At 66.9% G+C, this 13535-nt stretch carries 8 protein-coding genes; 3 read left to right on the top strand and 5 right to left on the bottom strand.

Annotation, left to right across the window (positions count from 1 at the left end):
* Positions 1-179 precede the first annotated feature (179 nt).
* From DEIPR_RS11505 to DEIPR_RS11495, 3 genes are all read left to right on the top strand, one after another.
* The gene (locus DEIPR_RS11505; protein WP_245532754.1) at positions 180-1742 is read left to right on the top strand and encodes an N-acetylmuramoyl-L-alanine amidase family protein; all 1563 of its coding nucleotides are present in this window, start codon (positions 180-182) and stop codon (positions 1740-1742) included.
* Between the two features lie 71 nt (positions 1743-1813).
* On the top strand, positions 1814-3220 hold the full coding sequence (gene lpdA, locus DEIPR_RS11500; RefSeq protein ID WP_013623129.1) for a dihydrolipoyl dehydrogenase: 1407 nt from the start codon (positions 1814-1816) through the stop codon (positions 3218-3220).
* Positions 3221-3318: 98 nt separating this feature from the next.
* Positions 3319-3837, top strand: coding sequence for a DUF421 domain-containing protein (locus DEIPR_RS11495; RefSeq protein WP_013623128.1), 519 nt, complete (start codon positions 3319-3321; stop codon positions 3835-3837).
* A gap of 133 nt (positions 3838-3970) precedes the next feature.
* Here the strand turns inward: DEIPR_RS11495 and DEIPR_RS11490 are convergent, their stop codons facing one another.
* The 5 genes from DEIPR_RS11490 to DEIPR_RS14215 are packed head-to-tail and all read right to left on the bottom strand — an operon-like array spanning position 3971 to position 13509.
* Positions 3971-4732, bottom strand: a complete 762-nt coding sequence (locus DEIPR_RS11490; protein WP_013623127.1) for a response regulator — start codon at positions 4730-4732, stop codon at positions 3971-3973.
* A 45-nt stretch (positions 4733-4777) separates the two neighbouring features.
* Complete coding sequence (locus tag DEIPR_RS11485) at positions 4778-5515, bottom strand: DUF4388 domain-containing protein (protein ID WP_013623126.1); 738 nt, start codon at positions 5513-5515, stop codon at positions 4778-4780.
* Positions 5512-8922, bottom strand: a complete 3411-nt coding sequence (locus DEIPR_RS11480; protein ID WP_013623125.1) for a hybrid sensor histidine kinase/response regulator — start codon at positions 8920-8922, stop codon at positions 5512-5514. Before DEIPR_RS11480 ends, DEIPR_RS11485 begins: the two co-directional genes overlap by 4 nt.
* A gap of 49 nt (positions 8923-8971) precedes the next feature.
* Positions 8972-11233: a methyl-accepting chemotaxis protein gene (locus DEIPR_RS11475; RefSeq protein WP_013623124.1), complete on the bottom strand. Its 2262-nt coding sequence runs from the start codon at positions 11231-11233 to the stop codon at positions 8972-8974.
* 20 nt (positions 11234-11253) lie between these two features.
* Positions 11254-13509 (bottom strand): methyl-accepting chemotaxis protein, encoded by a 2256-nt coding sequence (locus tag DEIPR_RS14215; protein ID WP_013623123.1) that lies wholly within the window; start codon positions 13507-13509, stop codon positions 11254-11256.
* Between the last annotated feature and the right edge of the window lie 26 nt (positions 13510-13535).

Below are 13535 nucleotides of genomic sequence, written 5' to 3'. Positions count from 1 at the left end.
AGCTCAGCGGTCAGCGCCGCAGCCTCAAGGCCCTCTGTCTTCATGAGAAGCATCTAGAGTGATGCTCGCTGGTCCGCTATTCCCTGCAGCCTGGGGAGCGGCAGAGGAGGGGTTGCATGTACTACCGTTTTTTTGAAGGCCGCCGCCTGGCCGCAGGGTCCGGGCCTTGCGGAGCCCCTGTGTCGGCCAGAGCCAGGGCGAAACTTGCGCGGCGACTGCAAGCTTCGGCCAGCTCACTGCTGCTGGGAGCTGGGCTGCTGACGCTGGCTGTTCTCCCGGTTGCCGCCGCTCAGGTCGCGGGAACGGCCCGCAGCCCGGCATCCGGTCTGACCCTGGACCACCCCCAGGCCCCGATTTTCGTGGCCTATCCGGACGACGGGCACCGCGTGGCGCATCCCTACGTGTTGCTGGAAGGCAGCGTGCTGCCGGGAACCAGCCTGCAGCTGAACGGGCGGCCGCTGACGGCAGGGCCCGACGGTCTGTTTATCGAGTGGGTTCCCCTCCAGCAGGGGGCCAATCTGCTGCGCCTGACCAGCCAGCGCGGCGGCCAGAGCTGGGCGGCCACGCTGCGGGTGTTCCGGCAGGCGGCGCCTGCCCGCGCTGCGGCGCCGCTGCAACCGCTGAATCCGCCCCGCACTGCCGAGGTCGTGGACCCGGACCAGGGCTATGGGGTCAACCCTGTGCGGGCTGCCTGGGAGGACGATGCCGGCCGACCGGTGCTGTACGCCCGCGCCGGCATACGTGCCGAGGTGGTGGCCGTGCGCGGCGACCTCAGCCGGGTGCGCCTGGCCGACGGCCGCCTGCTCTGGGCCAGCCGTGACACGCTGCGGCTGCTGCCTCCCGGTACGCCGCTGCTGCTGGCGGCCGTGGCGGCCCCGCGCTGGCGTGCGGCGGGAGCGGGGGAGTGGCAGGAGCTGGAATTTCCGGTGTCGGCCCGCGTACCGTTCCAGCTGGCTGAACAGGGCGGAAGACTGCAGCTCAGCATCATCGGGGCGCGGCCGGGGGGCAGCTGGACCCTACCGGCTGGTCTGGACCTGAACCTGCAGGCCCAGGCCAGCACGCTGCAGCTGGACCTGGGTGTGGGGCGGCCGCTGCACGGCTTTCAGGCGTTTTACCGGGCTGGCGAACTGGGTGACACTCTGGTGCTGCGTTACCGCACGGCTCCCCTTCCTGGCCCACTGGCCGGACGTCACATCGTGCTGGACGCGGGGCACGGCGGCAGTGAGCTGGGTGGTGCCGGGTCACTGCGCGTGCCTGAAAAGGGCCTGACCCTGCCCATCACCCTGCGTATAGCCGAACTGCTGCGGGCCCAGGGCGCGCAGGTCACCCTGACCCGCGCCGACGACCGCACTGTGCCGCTGTACAGCCGTCCTCTGCTGGCCGAGCAGCGCGGCGCCGAAGTGTTGGTCAGTATTCACGCCAATGCCATTCCTGATGGCAAAGACCCCCGCAGCGTGCGCGGAATCGGCAGTTACTTCACGCATGAACAGAGCCGGCCGCTGGCTGCCGCCCTGCAAGCGGCGCTGGTGGCGGCGCTGCCGCAAGCTGGAGACGACGGCCTGCACCCCGCTGCCAACCTGGCCCTCACCCGGCCTACTTCGCAGCCCAGTGTGCTGCTGGAGCTGGGGTACCTGACTGACCCCCAGAATCTGCGGCTGCTGATGAGTCCGGCGGGCCAGGAGGCCTGCGCGCAGGCTGTGGCAGCCGGACTGGGCCGGTACTTCGCATTGCTGCCGCAGTAGCTGGGCCTGCTCTGTCCCTGGATGGGAGACAGAGCCCGGCTTCTTGCCGTGCCGGCGCTAAACTGGACCTTATGGATTCTTATGACGTGTTGGTCATCGGCGGCGGCCCGGCGGGTTACGTGGCAGCCATTCGTGCGGCGCAGCTGGGCTTCAAGGTGGCTTGTGTGGACGCCTTCGAGCGGGACGGCAAGGCCTCACTGGGCGGCACCTGCCTCAACGTGGGCTGCATTCCCAGCAAGGCGATGCTGGACTCTTCCGAGAAGTACGAAATGATTCAGACCGAAGCCGAAGAGCACGGCATTCACGTGCAGGGCGCTTCGGTGGACGTGTCCAAGATGCTGTCCCGCAAAAACGGCGTGGTCGACAAGCTGACCGGCGGCATCGCCTACCTGTTCAAGAAGAACAAGATTCAGTCCTTCCACGGCCTGGGCCGCCTGGTGCGCCAGGACGAGGGCGGCTGGGTGGTGGACGCCGCCGGCACCGAAGTGGTGGCCCGTCACGTCATCGTGGCGACCGGCTCCAACCCCCGCGAACTGCCCATCGCTCCTTTCGGCGGGCACGTCGTGGAAAACAGCGGTGCGCTGAGCTTTGAAGCCGTCCCCGGCAAGCTGGGCGTGATCGGCGCAGGCGTAATCGGCCTGGAGCTGGGCAGCGTGTGGCGCCGCCTGGGTGCCGAAGTGACCATTCTGGAAGCCCTGCCCGGCTTCCTGATGGCCGCCGACGACGCCGTGAGCAAAGAAGCGCTCAAGCAGTTCAAGAAACAGGGGCTGGATTTCCACTTTGGCGTGAACATCAGCCGCGTGGAGCAGGACGACTCCGGCGTGACCGTCACCTACGCAGAGGGCGACCAAGAAGTCACGGCCCGCTTCGACAAGCTGATTGTGAGCATTGGCCGCGTGCCCAACACGCAGGGTCTGGGCGCTGAAAACGTGGGCCTGGAGCTGGACGAGCGCGGTTTCGTGCGCGTGGACAGCCACTACCGCACCAACCTGCCCGGCGTATACGCCATCGGCGATGTGATCGGCGGCGCCATGCTGGCCCACAAGGCCGAGGAGGAAGGCGTGGCCCTGGCCGAGATGCTGGCGGGTCAGGCCGGACACGTGGCCTACGACGCCATTCCCTGGGTCATCTACACCAGCCCCGAAATCGCCTGGGCGGGCCTGACCGAAAAGGCCGCCAAGGAACAGGGCCTGAGCGTGAAGACCGGCCAGTTCCCCTTCAGCGCCAACGGCCGGGCGCTGGGCCACGGCGACCCGCGCGGCTTCGTGAAAGTGGTGGCCGACGCCGGCACCGACAAGATTCTGGGCGTCCACATGATCGGCGCGAACGTCTCGGAACTGATTGCCGAAGTGGTGGCCATCATGGAATTCGGCGGCAGTGCCGAGGACCTGGCCCGCACCATCCACGCGCACCCCACCCTGGCCGAAGTGGTCAAGGAAGCCGCTCTGGCTGTGGACGGCCGCGCCCTGCACATGTAGTTTCGCAGGCCCGCAGAGGAGGCGGTTCCCCACACGGGGCGCCGCCTTTTTGCGTGCACGGGCACGCAGGCGGAGCGGCCGCGTTTACACTGCCGGGCATGACCCTACTGGACACTGCCTGGACTGAACTGCTCAATATCCTGACCCCGGAGGGCGGCTGGACTATGAATCTGGTGGTGCGGACCGTGCTGTCCACCACGCTGCTGCTGGGCTATGTGGTGCTGCTGGCCCGCACCTTCGGCGCGCGCACATTCGCCAGCTTCACGTCCTTCGACTTCCTGACCAACGTGGCGGCCGGGTCGCTGGTCGCCAGCGCCATTCTGGGCCAGAGCATCGTGGAAAGCAGTCTCAGCATCCTGACACTGGTGGGGCTGCAGTGGCTGATCTCGCGCCTGAGTGCCCGCTTCTCTGCCGTGCAGAACACCTTCGACAACCCGCCGGTGGTGCTGGTGGAAAAAGGAACCAAGCTGAAGGAGAACATGCGCCGCGCCCGCATCTCCGACGACATCCTGCACCAGCACATGCGCTCGGCTGGGGTGCTGGACATCGCGGACGTGCAGTGGGCGGTGCTGGAATCGGGCGGGTCGCTGAGCATCGTGAAGGACTCGGCCACCTGAGCCGGGGAGGCGGGGCCCGGAGCAGCTAGCAGAACACTGCTCCGAACCATCCGCCAAAAAGAGGGACATCTTTTCAAGCAGTAAAGAAGGCTCCCCCGCCAGCAAGGGCAGGGGAGGTACCGGGCAGAGAGGTTCAGAGGCGGCTGAGCGTGAGCAGCAGCTTATCGCCCAGGCCGCGCACGGTCAGGCGCTTGCTGCCCAGTTCCAGCTCCAGCGGCCCGGCGCTGCTTTCGCCCAGCTGGCCGGCCAGGAAGTCGGCGGTGCCCATATAGAAGCGGGCGAACTGGCCGATGTTCTCAGGCAGCGGGTCGCCGCGGCGTTCCAGCACCTCGCCGCTGCGCTCGACCAGAACAGCGCTCAGGACGCCGGGCACCTGGGCGGCCCGGTCCACCATGGCGCTGAAGGCGCTGCCGTGCGGCTGGGGGCGGGCTTCCACAGCAGGGGGGTTGACCATCGCTGCTGCGCCGGCCTCGGCGGCTGCGGTGTCAGAAGCCGGGGTTTCGGAAGCCGTGACCTCAGGTGCCGGGGCTGCGCTCGCCAGCGCATGCCGGACAGCAGGCATCAGTTCTTCCTGGCGGAAAGGCTTTTTCAGCACGCCGGCGGCGCCCACGTCGTGCGCCTGCTGGCGGGTGTCGGCGTCCACATTGCCGCTGATAATCAGCAGTGGAATGTGGCGGTAGCGGTCATCGGCCTTGAGCTTCTGGCACAGCTCGAACCCGCTCAGGCCCGGCATAATCACGTCAGCGATAATCAGGTCGGTGGGCTCGCTGTCCAGCTGCTCCAGGGCGGCTTCGGCGCTGGCCGCAGTGCGGACGTTCAGGCCTTCTTTTTTCAGGGCCAGTTCCAGCGCCTTGCGGACGCTGATGCTGTCGTCAATCACGAAAATGTTGCTCATTGGTCCTCCTTGGGACGTTGGGATCGGGACGTTAGGGGAAAAGGCTCAGTCGGAAGCGGCGCGCTCGGCGTGGCGGTGGTCAAGGTCCACGGTGACTTCCATCAGCAGGCGTTCGGTCCGTTCCTCGATGTTGCGGGGGGCTGGTCCCTCAGGCAGTTCGGCGCGGCAGAACCGGAAGCGGCTGTGCGGGTCCTGTTCCGCTTGGTCCAGCAGTTCCAGCAGCGCGGCGTGGCCGCCGTATCCGCTGAACTCGGCGTAGGTGACGTCGCCGCGCTGCATCAGCAGGTAGCCCCGGTGGCCCTGGATCTCGATCAGCCAGTGGCCGCTCAGTTCCATCTCGGCCACCCAGCTGATCAGCTCGGCCAGGCCCACCTCGTCCATTTCGCCGTGCAGGTCGCCGGGGGTACCGTCGCAGGGCAGGTGCGGCGCGGCGTCTACCCCCACCTGGGCCAGCACCATCTGCACCAGGTCCAGGGTGTTGATGCTGGGTTCCACATCGTAGTTGGGCGCCTCGGCACGCTGCTGCCCTGCTTGGGGGGTCAGCAGGTACACCGGAGTCAGCCGGGTGGCGGGCTCGTAACGCAGGATGTTGCGGAAGTCCTCGCCGGTCATGTCGCCGGCGTCCTCGCTGCAGATCACGGCGTCCACTTCTGCACGCTCCAGCTCGGTCAGGGCCGGCAGGGCGCCGTCGCTGAGGTGGGCATGTGCCCCGGCTGCACTGACCAGCCAGCCGATCAGTGCGGCGCGGGCAGGGTCGGGAACGACCACGAAAATCTGTTTCATGCGTCTCCGAGCATACTGCCGAGTCGGCGCAGCAGCAGGGCCTCATCCACCGGCTTGCTGAAGTAGTCGTTCGCGCCCAGCTGGAAAGCCAGCCGCTGGTGCTTCTCGCCGGCGCGGGTGGTCATCACGACCAGCGGCAGCGCCGCGGTGGCGGGGCGGCCACGCAGGGCCGAAAGCAGCTCGTAACCGTTCATGCGCGGCATTTCCAGGTCGGAGATGACCAGGTCGAAGCGCGTGTCCAGCTGCAGCAGGTCCAGGGCTTCTTGGCCGTCGTTGGCCGTGACCACCTCGTAGCCGCCGCGCTCCAGCATCCGGCTGACCAGCCGGCGCACCGAGAGCGAGTCGTCCACCAGCAGCACCCGCGCCGCCCGGCGTATCTCGGCCGCGCTGCGGGATTCGGGACGCAGCCAGGCTTCGCGGCGGCGGGCCAGCCGGGCCACGCCAGCCGGGTCGATGATGGGCATCGGCTGACCCCCAGCGGAGATGGCGGTGCCGGACAGGTAATCCAGCTGCGCCAGGACACCGCCCAGGGCGCCCACAGCCGCTTCGTCGATTTCGCCGAAGGCGTCGACGCGCACGGCCACGTCGCCGGTGACCGAGTTCAGCACCACCAGGCTGTAGGTGTCGCTGGGTTCTTCTACGCCCCAGATACGGCGCAGGTCGATGACCGGCAGGCGCTCGCCGTCCAGCAGCAGCTCGGGGCCGCCTTCACCGCTGAGCAGTTCGCCGGCGCGGTGCTCCAGCAGTACCCGTACGGTGCCCACCGAGAAGGCCACTTCCGATTCGCCCACCCGGCAGGTCAGCAGGTCGGTGATGCGCTGGTTGGTGGGAATACGCATGGTAAAGGCCGTGCCCTGGCCGGGCTCGGTCTGAATCAGCAGGTCGCCGCCCATCTGGCGCAGGGTGCTGGCCACCACGTCCATGCCCACGCCGCGTCCCGCCTCGGCGCTGACGGTCTGGGCGGTCGAGAGGCCCGGCAGCAGAATCAGGCGGGCGATGTCGGCTGGACTCATGCCGTCCAGTTCCTGCGCCGAACGCAGGCCCTTTTCCAGTGCCCGCACGCGGATGGCGCCGTGGTCCAGGCCCTGGCCGTCGTCTTCTACAGTCACTTCCAGGAAGTTGCCCACCTCGCCCACGCGCACCGTGACCTGACCCAGCTCAGGCTTGCCGGCGGCGCGGCGCACCTCGGGGGACGCGATTCCGTGGCTGGCCGCGTTGTTCAGCAGGTGCAGCAGCGGCTCGGCCAGCTGTTGCAGCACGGCCGTATCCACCTCGGTGCTTTCGCCTTCGATGGTGAGCCTGAGGCGGTCTTCGCGTTCACGTGCCCAGCGGCGCAGGCGGCTGGCGGTGCCGCTGAACGGCACGCGGCTGGTGCGGCTGAGGTCCAGGCGCAGACGGCGGGTCAACTTGCCGAGGTCTTCACTTTCTTCTTGCAGCGCCCGCAGGCCCTGCTCAAAGCGCGAGCGCACCTCGGAGAAGTCGGCCGCCAGCTCGGTCATGGACCGCGCCAGAATATTCAGGTCGTTGTAGGTGTCGAACTCCAGTTCGTCGAACTGCTCGCTCAGGTCGGTGCCCAGCACGGCGGCGCGGCCTGTGTCGGCCGTGCCGGCAGACACCATGTCGGGGTTGAGGTAACGTTCTTCGAAGTCGCGCACCGTGCGGCTGAAGCGGGCCTGCGACTGGTCCAGGGCGCCCTGCAGCGCGGCGAACTGGCTCAGGGCCTGTTCCAGCCGGGCACGCGACACCACCAGGTCCCCGACCTGATCCATCAGGTTTTCCAGGCGGCGGGTATCCACGCGCACGCTGGTGCGCGCCGCAAGCAGCGCGGCGCTGCTGGGAGCGGCCTGGGGGGCTGTCTCGGCAGGCGCGGTGCCCGCCGTTTCCGCCGCTGCCCGCTCGCTTTCCAGAATGCTGTCCAGGCTGCGGCCCAGCGCCAGCAGTTGCAGGCGTTCGCCCAACTGCGCGGCGTCCTGCGCCACGGCAGTGTCCTGCGGCGCAGCGGTGTCCTGGTCCTGGGTCAGGGCCAGCATGCGGGCCAGCACGTCCACTGCGTGGTCGATGGTCTCCAGCACTGGACTGCTGAGCGCCTGGGCGCCGTCGCGCACTGCACCGAACAGGTCTTCCAGGCGGTGGGCGAAGTCCCCCAGCGGCTGCAGGCCCACCATGTAGGCGCTGCCCTTGATGGTGTGTGCCGAACGGAACAGCTCGTTGATATCGGCGGCGTCGGCACGTTCCAGCTGCGCCCGCAGCGCGTCGAGGTGTTCGTGCACTTCGGGGGCGAAGTATTCCAGCACCTCGGCGTTCTCGCGGCCGAAAGCGGCCAGTTCACTGTGCAGGTTGGAAACGGGCTGGGCCGTCTCCGTGGGGAGAACCTGCGCCGCCTGCTGGGCTTGCTGTGCCTGCTGGGCAGCGGCGCGCTGCGTTTCGCGGGCCACCACCTCGGTCCAGTCGTGCCCGCCGGCCAGCAGCTGCAGGCGTGTGGCGAGGCGGTCGACCGGCTCGTCCAGGGCCACGTTCTGGCCGCCCGCAGCCTGCAACATCTGCCCAATCAGGTCGCTGGCCAGTTCCAGGGTGTCGGCTGCCGGACCGGCCAGCTCCTGGCGCCCGTCGCGTACGGCGCCCAGCAGGTCTTCCATGCGGTGGGCGAAGTCCCCCAGCGGCTGCAGGCCCACCATGTAGGAGCTGCCCTTGATGGTGTGCGCCGAGCGGAACAGCGCAGCGACATCCGGCTCGGCGGCGCCCAGACCCAGCTGCAGCGCGTCGAGGTGCTCCTGCACTTCGGGGGCGAAGTACTCCCACACCTCGGCGTTGTCGCGGGCGAAGTCGTGCAGCTGCTGGCTCAGCCGGTCGCCGCCCACTTGGCCCTGAATCGCCGTGGCCGGAGCCTGGGCAGGCGTACCTGCCGCCGCCGGTTCAGGCCCTGCGCTGCCCAGGGCCGTGTCCAGGTCTGCCGTCTGGCCGCGCAGGTGTCCACGGGCCAGGTGAAAGGCTCCAGGCTGGGTGCGCAGCAGCTCGCTCATTTTCTGTGCAGCGCCGCTCTGCGCGAAGGTCAGACCCAGGTTGCCTTCCCGGCCGGTGGCCTCAGCCTGCTTGATAGCGCCCCGCAGGGCGGCCGCGATGTCTTCCATCACCTCGGTGTAGGTGCCCTGCAGCTCGGGGTTCAGGCGGGGGCGCGGCATCAGCAGCCGCTCGGCCACCGACGCCAGCTGGGCCATCTGCGGAAAGCCGTACAGGCCGGCAGTCCCGCGCAGGCGGTGGGCCAGCACACCCAGGGCTTCCATCTGGGGCGCAGCTTCCTCGTGATTCCGGGCGCTCTTGAGATAGTGCAGGCGCTCGTCGATGCCGGACATGGTGTCTGCGACATCTTCAAAGAAAAAGCGCAGCAGTTCGTTGTTGGCGGTGGTCATGAACTCCCTTTCAAAGTGGCCCGCAGCTGCGGGGCCGGCCCTGGCACGCTCATTGGCTCGGCAGTCGGAAACGCGTCAGCGAGGCGTTCAGGCGCTCGGCCAGCTGCTGCAGCTGCTCGGCAGCGGCGCGGCTCTGTTCCACCGACTGCTGGGAGCGTTCGGCGGTCTGGGCGATGTCCTGCACCGAGGAGGACACCTGTTCGATGTTCTCTACCTGCTCACGGGTGGAAATCGAAATCTGTTCGGCCAGACGGGCCGATTCACGCGACAATTCGCCGATCTGTTCCAGGCGCTGACCGGCGGTGCCGGCCACGGCGTACCCCTGGTTCACCTGCTCGGCGTTGTCACGCATGGTACGCACCACTTCGGCAATTTCACTTTGAATCCCGGTAATCAGCTTGGCAATCTGCCGGGTGGCCTCGGCCGATTCGTCGGCCAGCTGGCGCACTTCGTCGGCCACCACGCTAAACCGCTCGCCGGCTTCCCCTGCACCGGCCGCTTCAATCGAAGCGTGCAGCGACAGCAGGTTGGTCTGCGAGGCGATACCCGAGATGGTATCCACAATCTGACCGATCTGCTTGGAGCGTTCCGAGAGGGCCGCGATGCGCTCCTCGGCAGTCTGGGCGGTGGCGCGGATGCCCTGCATGCCACTCAGCGTCTCCTGCACGGCCTGCTGGCCTTCGCTGGACGCCAGCAGCGCCTGACGGGCCGCTTCGGCGGTCGCCTGGGCCAGCTGTGCCATGTCCTGAATCTGGCGGTTCACCTCGGCGGTCTGCTGCGCCACGTTCAGTGCGGCCTGGGTGGTCTGCGCGGTGCCCTGCTGGATGATTTCGGTCGAGCTGAGCATCTGGCGCGAGCCGCTGGTCACGGAGGAGGAGGCTTTCTGAACGTTGCCGAGCACGTAGCCCAGCTCCTCGGTCATCAGGTTGATGGAGTCCACCACGTTGCCCAGCACGTCCTCGGTGACCACGCCGCGCTTGGTGAGGTCACCTTCAGCGATGTCCATGGTGACGTCGAGGAACTGCCCGATGTTGTTCTGGAGGCGTTCTTGTTCCACACGCTCGGCTTCTACGCGGCGTTCGTTGGCTTCCAGCTGTGCGGCGGCGGCGTTGAAGGTGGTCGCCAGGGTGCCGAACTCGTCGCTGGTGGTGACTGGCACGCGGGTGGCGAACTGCCCACGCGATAGGGCCTGCGCCCCTTCGGTCAGCCGGCTCAGCCCTCCCAGCACCGAGCGAATCAGGTACTGCGTGAGCAGATAGATCACGGCGGTCAGCAGTGCGATAGCCAGCAGCAGCAGCAGCAGTTCGCTCAGGGCGGCCTGGCGCTGCTCACCGAAGATCCGGTTCAGCTGCTTGGTGGTGCTCTCGAAGGCGGCGTACTGCGATTCCAGCGTGGGGTTGAGGGTCGCCAGCGCTTCAGCAACCGTCAGGTTGGTCTTGGATTTGACCACCAGTTCGTTGAACATCAGGCGGTAGCTCTGGTCCAGGTCGCTGAACATGGCGTCGTACTGCGGCTTGAGGGTGCTGGCGAGTTCCGGGAAGTTGGTGAACAGCAGGTCGCTTTCGCGCCGCAGCTCCGAGATCATCTCGCGGCCGCGGCGGATACTGTTTTCTACTTCGACCCGCTGCACATCGGTGCGGACGCCATTCTGAGCGGTCCGTACGCGTTCGAGCACTTCCAGGGTGTCGATCAGGTACCCACCGCTGTTGGGCAGGGTCACCGGCAGCGTGGACGACGACAGGCTCACCAGGCCCAGCGCTTCAGGCCGGGCGTTGGCGTTCAGGTCTCCGCTCTGCGCCAGCACCGTGAACAGAGACAGCAGTTCGCCGTTGAGGATGGAGTTGATCTGGTCGGTCAGACCGCTGGCCGTCCCGAGGTTGCTGTTCACGTCGTCAACCATCCGCTGCACCTTGGTGGACAGCTCGCCGGCCAGCCGCTGGGCATCGCTAAAGCTGGTGCGGCTCATGCTTGCGGTGATGGCTTCGGTGTCGGCCTGAATCTGGGCCAGCCGCGCGCGGTCCACGTTCCGGGGTTCCGATCCGCGGATATAACGCAGGTTCTTTTGCAGGTTCTGCAGCTGCAAGTAGTTGGAGGCCACGGCGGCCTGGGTGGTGGCCCGCTGATAACCGGTATAGGCCTGGACCCCCAGGGTTCCTCCGGCCACGGCGAAGGGCAGGCCCGCGAGCAGGCTGACCAGCAGCAGCTTCTGGCGAACGCTGTAGCGGTCCAGGAATCCGGAGGCGAAAGGCTGGCCCGGGGCCGGGGTGGGGGCGGCCTCTGGTGGCCTGAGGGGCTGATTGGATATGGTCATATCGGATCCTCCGGAAAAAATCAGCTCGGCAGGCGGAAACGGGCGAGCGAAGCGTTCAGCTGGTCGGCGAGGCGCTGCAGCTGGTCGGCGGCGGCGCGGCCCTGCTCCACCGACGCTTCCGAGCGCTGGGCAATCTGGGCAATCTGCTGCACGGCGTCGCCCATCTGCTGGATGCCCTGCACCTGCTGCTGAGTTGCGGACGAGATGTTCTCGGCCATCTGGGCCGACTGCTGGGTCAGCTCACCAATCTGGCGCAGACGTTCACCGGCGCTGCCGGCCACGCGGTATCCCTGTTCCACCTCGCGGGTGGACTCTTCTACGTTCACGACCACGTCCTGAATTTCAGCCTGAATGTTCTGGATCAGGGCAGCGATGCGGCCCGTGGCGGCGGCCGAGTTGTCGGCGAGTTTGCGCACTTCGTCTGCCACGATCGAGAAACGTCCGCCTGCTTCCCCTGCACCGGCCGCCTCGATGGTGGCGTTCAGTGCCAGCAGGTTGGTCTGGCGGGCGATGCCCGAAATGGTGTCCACGATTTCCTGAATTTCCAGCGAGCGGTCCCCGAGGCCTTTAATGCTCTTGGCCACCCCCTGCACCTCGCGGCGGATGTTCTGCATGCCGTCCAGCGTGCCGGTCACGGCCTCCTGTCCCTGCTGCGATGCCAGCAGCGCCTGACGGGCGGCGTCGGCGGAGGCCTGGGCCTGCTCGGCCATCTGGCGCACCGAGTTGGTCAGCTCCTGAACCTGCTCGGCCACGCGCTGCGCTTCGGCGGCGGTCATGGCCGTACCTTCCTGAATCTGGGAGGTGGTGGCCAGCATGGCCTGGGAGCCGCTGGTCACGGAGGAGGAGGCTTTCTGAACGTTGCCGAGCACGTAGCCCAGCTCCTCGGTCATCAGGTTGATGGAGTCCACCACGTTGCCGAGCACGTCCTCGGTCACGGTGCCGCGCTTGGTCAGGTCACCTTCGGCGATGTCCATGGTGACGTCGAGGAACTGCCCGATGTTGTTCTGGAGGCGTTCTTGTTCCACACGCTCGGCTTCCACGCGGCGTTCGTTGGCTTCCAGCTGTGCAGCGGCCACGTTGAAGGTGGTGGCCAGGGTACCCAGCTCATCGCTGGTGTTGACCGGCACACGGACACCGAACTGACCGCGGGACAGCGCACTGGCGGCCTGGGTCAGCTGCTGCAGCGGCCGGTTGATGGCGTTCACCAGCAGGCGGACCAGCACGAACAGGGTGATGGCGGCCAGCACGAGGCCAAGAAGCAAGTTCAGCAGGTTTCTGCGGGCCGTCTCGTGTTCCTTGCTGTAGGCGTCACGCAGCTGCTGGGTGGTCAGTGAAAAGGCTCCGTACTGGGATTCCAGAATGGGGTTCAGCCGCTTGAGCACCTGGGCCGAGGTCAGGTTGGTCCGCGGCTTTTGCAGGACCTCGGTCCGCACCAGCTGATAGGAGTTGTTCAGCTCGGTCAGCATCTTGTCGTAGCTGGGTTTCAGGGTGGCTTTCACTTCCGGAAACTCCTCGAACATCGTGTCGGCCCGTGCGGAGATATCTTTGATGGACGCTTCACCGCGTTCCAGCAGGCTGGCAATCTTCACCCGCTGCGCCTCACTGGCCACGCCGCCTTTGGCCTGAACCTGGTCCAGCACTTGCAGCGACTGCACGATGTACTGTCCGCTTTCCGGGAGGGCGACCGGCAAAATCTGGCTGGACAGCAGGGTCAAGTCGGAAGTCGAGTGTTCCCCGCCAGAGGTGGTGGCAAACAGGTTGCCGGTTGCTGCAGCGCGGCTGAACATGGGACCGAGTTCTTGCTCCAGAACGGCATTGATTTGTTCGCTCAGCTCGGTGGCAGTGGCAGCGTTGTTGCGCGAGGTGGCCAAAACGACATCTACTTTTTCCTTCAGGCCCGCGAACATTTCCTGCAGTTCGGCGTTGTTCTCAACTGCGGGGCTGGTGCTCAGCGCATTCATGTTGTCCTGAATCGCCGTGACGTAACGGCCGTCAATCTCCTTGGGCGCACTACCGCGGATGTAGCGCAGGTTCTTCTGGAGGTCCTGCATCGGCATGTACAGCGAAGCGATGTCCAAGCGCTCCTGAGACTGCTGGTAAGTCTGGTAGTAGCCCATCGTCTGAGTAATCCCCAGGCCCAGGAACGGCAGGGTCATGTAGCCCAGCGCCGCCGCAATCTTGTGGCGGACCGGCAGGTTGGCGAAGAAGTTGCCCTTTTTGCGGGCGGGGACAGGGGCCTGGGTAGCAGAATTTGGGACAGGAACAGTAGAAGTCATTGGGTCTCCTCAGAACCAAGAAGGGC

The organism is Deinococcus proteolyticus MRP (genome assembly GCF_000190555.1).
In the GTDB taxonomy this organism is placed as follows: Bacteria; Deinococcota; Deinococci; order Deinococcales; family Deinococcaceae; genus Deinococcus; species Deinococcus proteolyticus.
Note: the sequence above shows the minus strand (reverse complement) of the source record. Positions and strands in the feature narration are given on the sequence as shown.

What these genes read in the sequence shown, in the direction of transcription:
- DEIPR_RS14215 (WP_013623123.1), bottom strand. Translation starts at nt 13,509, where the DNA reads ATGACTTCTACTGTTCCTGTCCCAAATTCTGCTACCCAGGCCCCTGTC.
- DEIPR_RS11485 (WP_013623126.1), bottom strand. Translation starts at nt 5,515, where the DNA reads ATGAAACAGATTTTCGTGGTCGTTCCCGACCCTGCCCGCGCCGCACTG.
- DEIPR_RS11480 (WP_013623125.1), bottom strand. Translation starts at nt 8,922, where the DNA reads ATGACCACCGCCAACAACGAACTGCTGCGCTTTTTCTTTGAAGATGTC.
- lpdA (WP_013623129.1), top strand. Translation starts at nt 1,814, where the DNA reads ATGGATTCTTATGACGTGTTGGTCATCGGCGGCGGCCCGGCGGGTTAC.
- DEIPR_RS11475 (WP_013623124.1), bottom strand. Translation starts at nt 11,233, where the DNA reads ATGACCATATCCAATCAGCCCCTCAGGCCACCAGAGGCCGCCCCCACC.
- DEIPR_RS11490 (WP_013623127.1), bottom strand. Translation starts at nt 4,732, where the DNA reads ATGAGCAACATTTTCGTGATTGACGACAGCATCAGCGTCCGCAAGGCG.
- DEIPR_RS11495 (WP_013623128.1), top strand. Translation starts at nt 3,319, where the DNA reads ATGACCCTACTGGACACTGCCTGGACTGAACTGCTCAATATCCTGACC.